This is a genomic window from Rhodococcus sp. NPDC079359 (genome assembly GCF_040702585.1).
Classification (GTDB): domain Bacteria; phylum Actinomycetota; class Actinomycetes; order Mycobacteriales; family Mycobacteriaceae; genus Rhodococcoides.
Window position 1 is genome coordinate 358,472 of sequence record NZ_JBFBLH010000003.1, and the last position, 13,052, is coordinate 371,523.

Consider the following 13,052-nt stretch of genomic DNA (forward strand, 5'->3'; position numbering starts at 1 on the left):
AACCGAATCCTTTCGTTGTCGACCCTGTGTAGGCCTGTTTCTCAGGCTAACGTCAGCGGGGTGACCGGGCTACCGAGTGCGAGGATGTCGACACGACGGGTGCGACAAACGAAAAAGTTCTCGCGCAAGGCGACGATCGCGGCAATCGCGATGCTGTCGATCGTCGGATTCTCGACGCCGACGGCCGAGGCAGGCCCCCTGACGGACTTCTACGACGCGCCGGTCACGACGGTCGGTGCCGCGTCGCCGGGCGAGGTACTCAGAACCCTTCCCGTCAACTCACCCAAGGGGTTCGGACTCGGATTCGACATCGAACGCATTCTCTATCGCTCCACCGACACCCACGATGACCCCATGGTCGTCTCCGGCTACTCGATGACACCCACAGCTCCGTGGACCGGCCCCGGACCGCGACCGGTGATCGCCTATGCGCCCGGCACTTCCGGGATGGCGGACCGTTGCGCCGGTTCGGTAGTTCTCGGGACAGTCGGCTCGTCACCGGCCATCCTGCCGCTTCTGCTCGCCGGATATCGCGTCGTCGCAACCGATTACCAGGGACTGGGCACCCCAGGCGGACACACGTACCTCAACCGAATCGCCTCGGGCCGAGCTCTGCTCGACGCCGCCAGAACCGCAGACGATGACGCCCCCGTGGTGTTGTTCGGTTACTCGGAAGGCGGATTCGCGTCGGGGGCCGCTGCCGAACTCGCCGCCACCTATGCCCCGGAGCTCAGCATCCGGGGAGCGTATGTCGGTGCGCCACCGGCAGATCCGACGCTCAACATCGAGACACTCGACAACACCGGCCTCGGCAGCGCCGTGCTCTTCGCCGTCGATGGAATGATCAATGCCTACCCGGATCGGGCGGACAGCATCCGCAGCCTCTTCGACTCCGACGGAATCGCCGCACTCGACGCCGCGCAGAATTGGTGTACCACCGACTCCGCGGCCACCGCGACAGTGCGCACGACCGAACTGACCCGCGACGGACGACCCCTCGACGATCAACTGAGCAATCCGGTTCTGGCCGAGATCATCGAGACCAACACCGTCGGGCGCATCGCCCCTGTCATGCCGGTGTATCTCTCGCACGCAGTCGAGGACGACACCGTGCCGATCGAGCAGAGCCGCACCCTGCTTCGACGCTGGAGCGATCTGGGTGCCGACATCACCTACCGCGAATACGACCTCCCGGCCATACCGGTCGAGGGCGCGAACCACCTGCCCGGAGCTCTCGCGGCCTACTCCGACGTGATGCCCTGGATCGCCGGGCTGATTCTCGCAGGAGTGGAGCCTGCAGGAACGACCCGATAGGCAGGAGTGGAGCCTGCAGGAACGACCCGATAGGCGGGAGTGGAGCCTGCGGGAACGACCCGATGGGCAGGAGTGGAGCCTGCAGGAACGACCCGATGGGCAGGAGCTGATCTCAGGTGTGAAATCAGGGTGATCACCGAGGCGTCGGCCACGATGAGGTTGGTTCACTCCAACCATGCGCATCGTCCACGCCCTGCTCACCGTCGCAGCAGTTCTTACTGCGGGCTCCCCCACCCCACCGGATCCCGGCATGGCGTCGGACATCGAGATTGTCGCCGAGGAACTCGGATTGCCGGGGGTTGCGTTCCGCGTCGTCTCCGAGGACGAGGTGTTGGAGGACGTCGAGTACGGGGTGGACGGGGACGGGGTGCCGATCGACGAGAGCACGCCGTTCGTGTGGGGTTCGGTATCGAAGTCGGTGACGGCGGCGACGGTGTACTCCCTCGCCTCGCAGCATCGCCTCGATCTGAGTGGAACGGTGAATTCGATTCTCCCGGAGTTCGATTGGATCTTCCCCGGCGATGTCACGATCGACGACCTGATCCACCACACCAGTGGACTCCCCCACGACGTCACCGAACTGGACGTGTGGGGACGTTCCGAGCGAGCACTCGACGTCGTCCCCACCCTGGACGTCACCGTCGGCGAACGCGGCACCTTCCGCTACTCGAGTCTCAATTACTTACTGCTGCAATCGATCGTCGAGAAGGTCGCCGCCGTACCCTTCGCCGACGTCGTAGCCCGCGAGACCGGAGTGCACACTGCCGGTGCCGTCACACCCGGCCACGTACCGTTCTTCACCTTCCCGCGCAGCATCGAGACCGGCATCGACTCCGCGGGATTGGGCTACGGCTATCTGAGCGGATCCATCGCCGAGCTCTCCCGCTACGCATCCAGGCAACTGACCGCTCCGGCGTCGAACAGTTCGGATACGGTGCCGAAGGGTTCGGGCACGGCGTACGGATACGGGTGGTACGTCGAAACGCTGCCCGACGGTACCGAGATGCGATGGCATTCCGGGGCCGTCCCTGGCTATTTCACTCACGTCGCACTCGTTCCGGAACGACACCTGGCCGTGGTGTTCGCAACCAACCGATACGGCGAACTCGACGCCGACAACCTTGCCTCCGCGGCCCGCTCCCTCGTACTCACCCGACTCGGTATCGACGAACCCCGCGCCGCCGGACTCGGTCTCTACGAGATAGCCCTGATCGGATCGATTGCACTCGCGATGTTGTTGGCGATATGTGTCACGAGAACCCTGCTCGGATTCGGAGCCGCTCCCGGACGATGGGCACTCGCGCGTGTTCTGACTGCCCTCGGCGCAGGCGGACTGCTGTACTTCTCACTGCCCGCACTCGCCGGAGCACCGATCTCGACCCTGGCCCGCTGGGCTCCTGACATCGCGCTGCTGTTCTGGATTCTGCTCGCCGAACTTGCTGTCATCGCTGTTGCCCTCGGCGCTCGGGTCTTCCGTCAATGGACCACTGCACACGTCTGAGCGGTGCAACGGTCCATTCACGCCCGTCCATGAGCTGCGTGAATGGACCGTTGCATACGTCTGGGCAGTGCAAGGGTCCATTGACGCGAACGGGGGGACGGGCGAACGGTGAGCGAACACGCGACGGGTGGACACACGACAACGGGCGACCCTCCGAAGAGGATCGCCCGTTGGTTGGGATAGGTGAAACTTACTCGCTGTCGCTGTCTCCGGTGGCCTTGGCCAGGTCGACCGGGACCTCGTCGGGGACGATGATGGTTTTCTTCTCGCCGCGGAACGTGAACTTCGCGTCCTCGCCTGCGCCTTCGCCGTCCCAGTTCTCGACGTCGACCAGGATGATCTGGCCGGCTTCGATTTCGCCGAAGAGGATCTTCTCCGACAGTGCGTCCTCGATCTCGCGCTGGATGGTGCGACGCAGTGGCCGCGCACCCAGGACAGGGTCGAATCCGCGCTTGGCCAGCAACGACTTGGCCTTCTCGGTGACCTCGATCGCCATGTCCTTGTTCTTGAGCGCACCTTCGACTCGGTTGAGCATGAGATCGACCATCTGGATGATCTCGTCTCGCGTGAGCTGGTGGAACACGACGATGTCGTCGATGCGGTTCAGGAACTCGGGGCGGAAATGCTTCTTCAGCTCGTCGTTGACCTTGAGCTTCATCCGCTCGTAGTTCGAGCCGGTGCCTTCACCCGAGGAGAAGCCGAGGCCCACTGCCTTCGAGATGTCTGCGGTACCGAGGTTCGAGGTGAAGATCAGCACGGTGTTCTTGAAGTCGACCGTGCGTCCCTGGCCGTCGGTGAGACGCCCGTCTTCGAGCACCTGCAGGAGCGTGTTGTAGATCTCCGAGTGGGCCTTCTCGATCTCGTCGAACAGCACGACGGAGAACGGCTTGCGGCGGACCTTCTCGGTGAGCTGGCCACCCTCTTCGTAGCCGACGTATCCGGGAGGAGCACCGAACAGACGCGACGCGGTGAAGCGGTCGTGGAACTCGCCCATGTCGATCTGGATCAGTGCGTCGTCCTCGCCGAAGAGGAAGTTCGCGAGAGCCTTCGACAGCTCGGTCTTACCGACACCGGACGGGCCGGCGAAGATGAACGAGCCCGACGGACGCTTCGGGTCCTTCAGACCTGCACGGGTACGACGGATCGCCTTGGAGACGGCCTTGACTGCCTCGACCTGGCCGATGATCCGCTTGTGCAGCTCGTCTTCCATGCGGAGTAGACGGGTCGTCTCCTCCTCGGTGAGCTTGAAGACGGGGATGCCGGTCCAGTTGCCCAGGACTTCGGCGATCTGCTCGTCATCCACCTCGGCAATGACGTCGAGGTCGCCCGAGCGCCACTGCTTCTCGCGCTCGGCACGCTGACCGACGAGGGTCTTCTCCTTGTCGCGCAGGTTCGCAGCCTTCTCGAAGTCCTGTGCGTCGATGGCCGATTCCTTCTCCCGGCGTGCGTCGGCGATCTTGTCGTCGAACTCACGCAGGTCTGGCGGCGCGGTCATCCGGCGGATGCGCATCCGCGCGCCCGCCTCGTCGATGAGGTCGATTGCCTTGTCGGGCAGGAACCGATCGTTGATGTACCGGTCGGCCAACGTGGCGGCCGCGACGAGGGCACCGTCGGTGATCGAGACGCGGTGGTGTGCCTCGTAGCGATCGCGCAGACCCTTGAGGATCTCGATGGTGTGCTCGACGGTCGGCTCGCCCACCTGGACGGGCTGGAAACGACGCTCGAGGGCGGCGTCCTTCTCGATGTACTTGCGGTACTCGTCGAGGGTGGTGGCACCGATGGTCTGCAGTTCGCCACGAGCCAGCTTCGGCTTGAGGATCGACGCTGCGTCGATGGCACCTTCGGCGGCACCTGCGCCGACGAGCGTGTGCAGCTCGTCGATGAACAGGATGATGTCGCCGCGAGTGTTGATCTCCTTGAGCACCTTCTTCAGGCGCTCCTCGAAGTCACCGCGGTAACGGCTGCCGGCCACGAGCGAGCCGAGGTCGAGGGTGTAGAGCTGCTTGTCCTTGAGCGTTTCGGGAACCTCGCCGTTGACGATGGCCTGCGCGAGGCCCTCGACGACTGCGGTCTTACCGACACCGGGCTCACCGATGAGGACAGGGTTGTTCTTGGTACGACGCGAGAGCACCTGCATGACGCGCTCGATTTCCTTCGCGCGACCGATGACCGGGTCGAGCTTGCCCTCGAGCGCGGCCTGCGTCAGGTTGCGACCGAACTGGTCGAGGACCAGCGACGTCGACGGGGTGCCCGCCTCGCCGCGGCCACTGCCGGACTCGCTGGGCTCCTTGCCCTGGTAGCCCGAGAGCAGCTGGATGACCTGCTGGCGCACGCGGTTGAGGTCGGCTCCGAGCTTGACCAGAACCTGAGCTGCGACGCCTTCGCCTTCGCGGATCAGACCCAGCAGAATGTGCTCGGTGCCGATGTAGTTGTGGCCGAGCTGCAGTGCTTCACGCAAGCTGAGCTCGAGTACTTTCTTGGCGCGCGGGGTGAACGGAATGTGACCGGACGGAGCCTGCTGGCCCTGGCCGATGATTTCCTCTACCTGGCTGCGTACTCCTTCGAGGGAGATGCCCAGCGACTCGAGAGACTTGGCTGCGACGCCTTCGCCCTCGTGGATGAGGCCGAGCAGAATGTGCTCCGTGCCGATGTAGTTGTGGTTGAGCATCCGGGCTTCTTCTTGAGCCAGGACGACAACACGCCGCGCGCGATCGGTGAACCTCTCGAACATCGCTCTCCCTCACTTCTTGGCGGGTGGTTGCTCGCCCGCCAGTTCTTCTAGCGCTGCAGTGTCCATAACACTGCGGTCGCTTGTGCATTTGAAGGTAAGACTGCTTCTCACTGTAGTTGGCCGACGTTACGAACGCCGACCCTCCACCCCTGAAATGCTGCGCAACCGCCCACTCGAACGGACTTCCGTGGCTGCTTACTGTTCATAACGCAGGCACTATGCAAAACGTTTCCCATCGGCTGTCCGCTGCTGGCGAACAGTCCTTTACCGTCCGATCAGGTCTGGGACGGCTTGACGATCGGAAACAGGATCGTTTCGCGGATGCCGAGGCCGGTCAGCGCCATCAGCAAACGGTCGATGCCCATGCCGGTTCCGGTCGTCGGCGGCATGCCCTGCTCCATCGCGGCGAGGAAGTCCTCGTCCAGCACCATGGCCTCGTCGTCGCCGGCGGCGGCCTGACGCGCCTGGTCCTCGAAACGCTCGCGCTGGATGATCGGATCCACCAGCTCCGAGTAGCCGGTGGCCAGCTCGAATCCGCGAACGTACAGGTCCCACTTCTCGGTGACGCCGGGCTTGCTGCGGTGCTGACGCGTCAGCGGGGACGTCTCGACCGGGAAATCGCGGACGAACGTGGGCTCGGTCAACGCGTCGCCCACCTGGTGTTCCCACAGCTCCTCGACGAGCTTTCCGTGGCCGTAGATCGGGACGCCGTCCTTGCGCGGCACCTCGACGCCCACCTTGTCGGCGATCGCGAGCAGCTCGTCGACGGTGGTGTCGGGGGTGACGTCGAATCCGAGCGATTCCGACAGCGACGGGTACATCTCGAGCGTCGTCCAGTCGCCGCCGAGGTCGTAGGTGGTGCCGTCGGGCAGCGTCACGACCGTGGATCCGAGCGCGGCCATGGCCACTTCCTGAACCAGCTCACGGGTCATCTTCGCCGAATCGTCGTACGTGCCGTAGGCCTCGTACGTCTCGAGCATCGCGAATTCCGGCGAGTGGGAAGAGTCGGCACCTTCGTTGCGGAAGTTGCGGTTGATCTCGAAGACCTTCTCGATGCCGCCGACGACGCAGCGCTTGAGGAACAGCTCCGGTGCGATGCGGAGGTAGAGATCGGTGTCCATCGCGTTCGAGTGGGTGACGAACGGGCGAGCCGCCGCACCGCCGTGCAGCGTCTGCAACATCGGCGTCTCGACCTCGAGAAAGCCACGACGTTCGAGTGCGTTGCGCAGTTCACGAACGACGGCGATGCGCTTGCGGGCGGTCTCTCGTGAGACCGGGTTGGTGATCAGGTCCAGGTAACGCTGCCGGATGCGCGTCTCCTCGTTGAGCTCCTTGTGCGCGACGGGCAACGGCCGCAACGACTTCGACGCGATCTGCCAGCCGTCGGCCATGACGGACAGCTCGCCGCGACGGGAGCTGATGACCTCGCCGTGCACGAAGACGAAGTCGCCGAGATCCACATCGGACTTCCACTCCGCCAGAGCGTCCTCGCCGACGCCGGCCAGGCTGATCATCGCCTGCAGTTGAGTGCCGTCACCCTCCTGCAGCGTCGCGAAGCACAGCTTGCCGGTGTTGCGCACGAAGATGACGCGGCCGACGACTCCGACGATCAGGCCGGTCGTCGTATCGGGTTCGAGCTCGGGGAATTCGGTTCGGATCTCGAGCAGCGAATGGGTCCGCGGAACCGACACCGGGTACGCCTCGACCCCGCGCTCGAGCAACGAAGCGCGCTTGGCGCGACGAATCCGTAGCTGCTCCGGGGTGTCGTCGGCCGGCTGGGTAGAAGCTGTATCACTCACGCGCAGACACTTTACAGTCCAGGACTGTCAGCACGATCAGTGCGCTGCGACGGCCTCGGCTTCACGAACGCAGTGCTTGGCCTGCGTCAACACCCCGAGCAATCCAGCCGTTTTCAGGGCCTGGTAGCCGCCGACCAGATCGGTGGCCTTGTGCAGACCCAGCAGCTTGAGCGACGCGGCCGCGAGCGAGGAGGTGTAGCCCTCCGAGCAGATGACGACCCACTCCACGTCGTGATCGACGGCGATCGCCAGGCGCGCATCGCTCGTCGGGTCCAGACGCCATTCGAGAACGTTGCGTTCGATGGCGAGGGCTCCGGGCAGGGTCCCCTCGACGGCGCGCTGCGCCTGCGGGCGGATGTCGACGACGACGGCTCCGCGGGCGACGGCGTCGCGCAGCTCGAAGACGGTCATGCGATCGATGGTCTCGCGCGCGGATTCGAGCATTTCGACGATGGTCATGGTCTGGATGGTCACAGCGTGGCCTTTTCTGGTGCGTCGGTGAGCTCGCTGCGGGTACGACGCAGCGTGGACCGTTCGGTCACTTCGTAGTAGGACATCGCCGTCAGCGGCGGCGAGTAGGCGTGCACGCTGAGGGTGGGCCCGGTCGTCGCCGACGTCGGATCGTGCATCACGTCGTGCACCCAACCGAGCGGGAACGACGCCTGATCACCGGCGTCGAGACGACGCTGCTTCAGTCCTGTTCCAGCCCAACGATATTCGAGTAGCGATCCACTCAGAACGGTCAGCGCGCCGAGCGAGCCCGCATGGTCGTGCAGTTCGGTGGAACGATCGGGAACCCAGCTGATCAGCCAGACGTCGAGATCGTCGTCGGAATGCAGCCTGGCGGCCCAGCGCTCGACGGTCGGCCAGAGGCCGCCATCGGGAAGCAGGTGGTCGAAGCGGCCCTCGAGGACGTCGGATGCGCCCTGGTCGGTGATGCGCAGCAGGTCGGGTGGACGCAACCGAGTCGGCAGCGTCGAGACCGAACGCGACGACAATCGGGTACGGGGAGGTGCAGAAATTACAGGTGTGGAAAGCATGAAGCTCTACTCCAGGGGTGTGTTACGAACGAGGCAGGGTTCAGCCTCGACAACACTCCTGGGTGGCCATGCACGTCATCACGCCGACGATTCTGACACACGAATACCCGATGCGCTACCCCACACCACCGAAACACTCAGCGCGGACGTCGTTTTGCCATGTTTCGTTCGTAGACCAGACGCAGCCCTTCGAGGGTCAGGTCTGGTTCGTGGTGCTCGATGGTGGTCGACTCGGGCAGGATCAGCGCGGCGATGTCGCCGGTGCCGATGATCGCGACATCCGTTCCGGTCACCTCGGGAACCTCGCGTCGAATTCGCCCGACCAGGCCGTCCACCAGTCCCGCGAACCCGAAGATGGTGCCCGACTGGATGCACTCGACGGTGTTCTTGCCCAGCACCGAACGTGGCCGAACCATCTCCACCTCGCGCAACGTGGCCGTGCGAGTCGACATGGCCGACGCCGACATCTCTAGTCCGGGAGCGATGGCACCGCCGAGGAATTCACCCTTGGCCGAGACGACGTCGACGCAGGTGGTGGTACCGAAGTCCACCACGATGCATGCCGAGCCGTACAGGTCGTGTGCGGCAAGGGTATTGACGATGCGATCGGCACCGACCTCTTTGGGGTTGTCGACCAGCAACGGCACGCCGGTCCGCACACCGGGTTCGACCATCACGTGCACCACGTGATCCCAGTAGCGCGCGAGCATCGTCCGCATCTCCCGCAGCACCGACGGCACGGTCGACAGCGCAGTGACTCCGGTGATCCGTTCGGCGTCCTCACCCAACAGACCACGCAACATCAGCGCCAGCTCGTCGGCCGTCACATGCGGGTCGGTTCGAATTCGCCAATCTCGCAGCAGTTTCGAGTGATCGCCTGTGCCGGTGAACAGACCGACCACGGTGCTGGTGTTGCGTACATCGATCGCGAGGAGCATCGACTCAGACCAGCACGGAATCGGCCCGCAGATCGCGCGGCGTGATCAGACCCGAGCCCGCAGGCGCATGAGCCGGGTCGCTGCCGAGTTCGACAGGCCGGTTCTTCTCGTCGACGAACACCACCCGCGGCGCATAGTCGGCAACCTCCTGCTCGTTCATCACCCCGTAGGCGATCAGGATGACCAGGTCGCCCGGGTTCACCAGATGTGCTGCGGCTCCGTTGATTCCGATGACTCCACTGCCGCGCTCACCGGTGATGACGTAGGTTTCCAGTCGAGCACCGTTGTCGATGTCGACGATGGTGACCTGCTCGCCTTCGAGCAGATCGGCTGCCTCCATCAGATCCTGGTCGACGGTCACCGAGCCCACGTAGTGCAGGTCTGCATGCGTGACGGTGGCGCGATGGATCTTGGACTTCATCATGGTACGAAACATCGTGTCACTCTCCGCTTTTGGGATCGTCGGGGTACTCGAGGAAACCGGTGCCGACGGCGACACCGACGTTGTCGATCAATCTCGTGGTGCCCACCTTGGCGGCCACGAGCAGTCTTCCGTCTCCACGTTCGGGAGCGGGGCCGAGATGCGGGTCGCGCACCTCCAGGTAGTCGACCTCCACCAGCGGTGCTTCGTCCAGAACGGCACGCGCGGTGGCGATGATGGCCTCGGGACCGCCTGCCGCAGCGTGCGCCCCGGCGACCAGCGCGGCCGACAATGCCATCGCCGCGTCGCGCTGCTCGGCATCGAGATATCGGTTACGCGAGGACAGTGCGAGGCCGTCCTGCTCGCGAACCGTCGGCACCCCGATGACCGCGACGTCGAAGTTCAGATCGCGCACCATCTGTCGGATCAACGTCAGTTGCTGGTAGTCCTTCTCCCCGAAGTACGCGCGATGGGGAGCCGCGATCTGCAGCAGCTTGGCCACGACGGTGAGCATTCCGGCGAAATGCGTTGGCCTGCTCCGTCCTTCGAGCTCAGCGCCGAGCGGCCCGGGATTGACGGTGGTGCGCGGACCTGACGGATACATGTCCGAAGCCGACGGCGCGAAGACCAGCTCGACGCCCTCCTCACGCAGCAGCGCGACATCGGCGTCGAGAGTCCGTGGGTAGGAATCGAGGTCCTCACCGACACCGAACTGCAACGGGTTGACGAAGATCGACACGATCACCACGGCACCGGTGAGCTTGGCCTGCCGCACCAACTGCAGGTGCCCGGCGTGCAGCGCGCCCATGGTCGGGACCAGAGCAACCTGCTTCCCGACGCCTCGCAGCGCTTTCGACACCGACGTGATCACCGCGGGATCGTGGTGAACCGTCAACTGCCCCTTGGTGTAGCTGCCCGCGAGGGTCATCGATTCCCTTCCAGAAGTTCGATCAGGTCTGCCTTGGCACCGATGCGCTGCGCCGAGCGCAACGACAGGGCGCGGTATCCGGCTGCGATCCGCGAATCCACGGATTCGAGTACGTCGAGATGCTTGCCGACTGCAGCGGTGTCGCCGCGAGCCACCGGTCCGGTGAGCGCCGACTGGCCGTTGCGCAACGCGTTGTCCAGCGCAGCTTCGAGCAGTGGAGCCAGAACCCGCTCGGGTACACCACGTTCGGAGTCCGAACCGGGAAGACCTGGTCCCGCCAAGGCAACCCGGAGCGCTTCGACCGCGTCGACCACCAGAGTGACGAGGTGATTGCTGCCGTGAGCGAGCGCGGCGTGGTAGAGCGCTCGGTTGTTCTCGGGCACGTGCACCGGCTCGCCGCCGATCTCGAGGACGAGAGCCTGCGCCACCGCATAGCCGATCTCGTCCCCTGCAGTGATGCCGAAACACGCCGCCGTCATCCGGTCGGTGTCCTCGACTCCGCCGCTGAACGTCATCGCCGGATGGATGGCCAACGGCACGGCACCGAGGGCAGCCAGGGGCTCGAGCACCGAAATCCCGTTCGCGCCGGAGGTGTGCACCACCAACTTTCCCGGTGCAACCGCCCCGGTGGACGCCAGGCCCGCGACGATCGACGCCAACTCGCTGTCCGGTACGGCCAGAACCAACAGTTCTGCGCGACGAGCAACCTCGTCGACGGGCAGAACCTGGGACTCGGGAAGTCGCTCACGCACCCGCGAGAGGGACGCATCGGACACCGCGGCAGCACCGACGACGACATGCCCGACGCGTTCGAGCGCCTCACCGAATGCGGTACCGACCCGTCCCGCCGAGACGACACCAACCGTCAGGCGAGCCGGAGACAGACCACCGGTGCCGGAAAAGGTCACCGAAAAATTCCTCTCGTTCGTTCCAGTCCCGCTCGGCGGGTACCAGACGTCCTGCACGGAACAATAGCGACCGCGACCCCTCGCAGGCCATGGGAGAGCTGTGTGATGTGGTTCTCAGTCTGCGCGACGACGACGGCGACGTGTACCCGGATCGGTCACGGCCGCATCACCGGACCCTCCGCCTTGCAGACCGGCCATGATCTCGGCAACCGATCGACCGTTCGAGTGTGCGCCCGACGCGTCCTCGTCGTCGGCCGATTCCGCGCGCCTACGACCTCGCCGGGACGAGACGGCAGTGTCCTCGGCCGGTGTCTCGTAGTCCTGATCGGCCGTGAAGAACGCGTCGGCCGATTCACGCAACGAGGCGCGCGAGGCAGAGAAGGCGTCGTCGCTCGGTTCCGCTGCAGGTTCGGTTTCGTACTGCTCGGCCGGCTCCGCCGCAAACGACTGCGTGGAAAACGACTCCGTGGAATACGAACCGGCCGCATCGACGTCCGCGTGTCCGGTCTCGTAGGTCTCTTCCTCGACCTGTGGCTCGGGCTCCGCCGCCGGTTCCGGCTCGGCAACGGGTCGACGCGTCTGCTCGAAGTCGTATGCGGTGAAAGGCGAGCTGGGCGGAGTGACGCGCCCCGCAGGCCTCGGTGCGCCGTAAGGACGTGCCTGCGCCCCGGTTCGCTCGAACGAGTCCGCATCGGAGGACTCGGTGTCGTCGCTCGTTTCCGCGAACGAATCCTCGGCGTACCGATCCTGATCCGCCTCGGCGGCCGCCGGTGCGGCGGCTGTGGCCTGCGGCATCTCGTCCGGATCCTCGGGGTACACCACCGAGGTCTCGGCCGTGACCGGCTCGTCGTAGGGCGTTCCGACACCGTTGAGGCCGGTTCCCGGCGCCATCGCACCGTTGCCGTTCCCGCGACCGGGGACGTACAGGCCGGACGGCGCAGGCTGGTAGCTGTCGTATCCGCGTCCGCCGAGTTCTTGCATCCTCATCGCCTCGGCCCGCAGTGCGACACGTTCGGTGGGCAGATTGCCGTCGAAGAGCACCTGGAGATTATGGCGAAGGGCAGCGAGTTCGTTGCGCAGCGCTGCGACCTCGTCGATCTCGAGTTGCGATTCGCCACGAACCCGAGCTTCGACGCTCATCTCGTATTCGCGTCGCGCCGAGATCTCCCGAGCCAACTGCAGCTCGTAGACCGTCTGCAGGTCCTTGGCCTTGGTTTGATCTGCGGCCGCCTCACGCCGGTACTTGGTCATCGCGAACGCACCGATCACCGCAGCCCACAGGGCCGAGAGAACACCGACTCTCATCCACTGCACGCTCTCGGTGAAGAGCAACAACACACTGGCGATGATGCCGAACACGACGAGCGCCGCGAGGAACAGCTGGCTCGCACTACGCCTCTTACGGCGTCCCTTCTTTGCGCGAGTCTGATCTGTCATGTTCACAAGGGTAACTGGCAAATCGTTCGCAAATA

Annotated in this window: 11 protein-coding genes; 2 read left to right on the forward strand and 9 right to left on the reverse strand. The window is 64.8% G+C overall.

Annotation, left to right across the window (positions count from 1 at the left end):
• The first annotated feature begins 99 nt into the window (after positions 1-99).
• Complete coding sequence (locus AB0362_RS10030) at positions 100-1,314, forward strand: alpha/beta fold hydrolase (RefSeq protein ID WP_317549815.1); 1,215 nt, start codon at positions 100-102, stop codon at positions 1,312-1,314.
• A 175-nt stretch (positions 1,315-1,489) separates the two neighbouring features.
• Entirely contained in the window at positions 1,490-2,815 is a 1,326-nt protein-coding gene (locus tag AB0362_RS10035; protein WP_317549816.1) for a serine hydrolase domain-containing protein, read from the forward strand.
• Positions 2,816-3,005: 190 nt separating this feature from the next.
• Here AB0362_RS10035 and AB0362_RS10040 read toward each other — a convergent pair whose 3' ends face one another.
• From AB0362_RS10040 to AB0362_RS10080, 9 genes are all read right to left on the reverse strand, one after another.
• Positions 3,006-5,546 carry an ATP-dependent Clp protease ATP-binding subunit gene (locus AB0362_RS10040; RefSeq protein ID WP_366235523.1) on the reverse strand — a complete coding sequence of 847 codons (2,541 nt, stop codon included), beginning with the start codon at positions 5,544-5,546 and terminating at the stop codon, positions 3,006-3,008.
• Between the two features lie 275 nt (positions 5,547-5,821).
• Positions 5,822-7,345: a lysine--tRNA ligase gene (gene lysS, locus AB0362_RS10045; RefSeq protein ID WP_300521366.1), complete on the reverse strand. Its 1,524-nt coding sequence runs from the start codon at positions 7,343-7,345 to the stop codon at positions 5,822-5,824.
• A 36-nt stretch (positions 7,346-7,381) separates the two neighbouring features.
• Complete coding sequence (locus AB0362_RS10050; protein ID WP_149406462.1) at positions 7,382-7,804, reverse strand: rhodanese-like domain-containing protein; 423 nt, start codon at positions 7,802-7,804, stop codon at positions 7,382-7,384.
• Between the two features lie 11 nt (positions 7,805-7,815).
• The gene (locus AB0362_RS10055) at positions 7,816-8,385 is read right to left on the reverse strand and encodes a cysteine dioxygenase family protein (RefSeq protein WP_366235524.1); all 570 of its coding nucleotides are present in this window, start codon (positions 8,383-8,385) and stop codon (positions 7,816-7,818) included.
• Between the two features lie 137 nt (positions 8,386-8,522).
• A complete protein-coding gene (locus AB0362_RS10060) occupies positions 8,523-9,323 on the reverse strand; it encodes a type III pantothenate kinase (RefSeq protein WP_269595900.1) in 801 nt (266 codons plus the stop codon).
• Between the two features lie 4 nt (positions 9,324-9,327).
• Complete coding sequence (panD, locus tag AB0362_RS10065) at positions 9,328-9,759, reverse strand: aspartate 1-decarboxylase (protein WP_032380718.1); 432 nt, start codon at positions 9,757-9,759, stop codon at positions 9,328-9,330.
• Positions 9,760-9,763: 4 nt separating this feature from the next.
• The gene (gene panC, locus AB0362_RS10070; RefSeq protein WP_366235525.1) at positions 9,764-10,672 is read right to left on the reverse strand and encodes a pantoate--beta-alanine ligase; all 909 of its coding nucleotides are present in this window, start codon (positions 10,670-10,672) and stop codon (positions 9,764-9,766) included.
• A complete protein-coding gene (locus AB0362_RS10075; RefSeq protein WP_366235526.1) occupies positions 10,669-11,580 on the reverse strand; it encodes a DUF2520 domain-containing protein in 912 nt (303 codons plus the stop codon). Before AB0362_RS10075 ends, panC begins: the two co-directional genes overlap by 4 nt.
• Before the next feature lie 114 nt (positions 11,581-11,694).
• Positions 11,695-13,017, reverse strand: a complete 1,323-nt coding sequence (locus AB0362_RS10080; RefSeq protein ID WP_366235527.1) for a DUF6779 domain-containing protein — start codon at positions 13,015-13,017, stop codon at positions 11,695-11,697.
• Between the last annotated feature and the right edge of the window lie 35 nt (positions 13,018-13,052).

Coding starts and splice junctions, on each gene's coding strand:
- panD (WP_032380718.1), bottom strand. CDS start 9,759: ATGTTTCGTACCATGATGAAGTCCAAGATCCATCGCGCCACCGTCACG.
- AB0362_RS10055 (WP_366235524.1), bottom strand. CDS start 8,385: ATGCTTTCCACACCTGTAATTTCTGCACCTCCCCGTACCCGATTGTCG.
- AB0362_RS10080 (WP_366235527.1), bottom strand. CDS start 13,017: ATGACAGATCAGACTCGCGCAAAGAAGGGACGCCGTAAGAGGCGTAGT.
- AB0362_RS10050 (WP_149406462.1), bottom strand. CDS start 7,804: ATGACCATCGTCGAAATGCTCGAATCCGCGCGCGAGACCATCGATCGC.
- AB0362_RS10035 (WP_317549816.1), top strand. CDS start 1,490: ATGCGCATCGTCCACGCCCTGCTCACCGTCGCAGCAGTTCTTACTGCG.
- AB0362_RS10040 (WP_366235523.1), bottom strand. CDS start 5,546: ATGTTCGAGAGGTTCACCGATCGCGCGCGGCGTGTTGTCGTCCTGGCT.
- AB0362_RS10060 (WP_269595900.1), bottom strand. CDS start 9,323: ATGCTCCTCGCGATCGATGTACGCAACACCAGCACCGTGGTCGGTCTG.
- panC (WP_366235525.1), bottom strand. CDS start 10,672: ATGACCCTCGCGGGCAGCTACACCAAGGGGCAGTTGACGGTTCACCAC.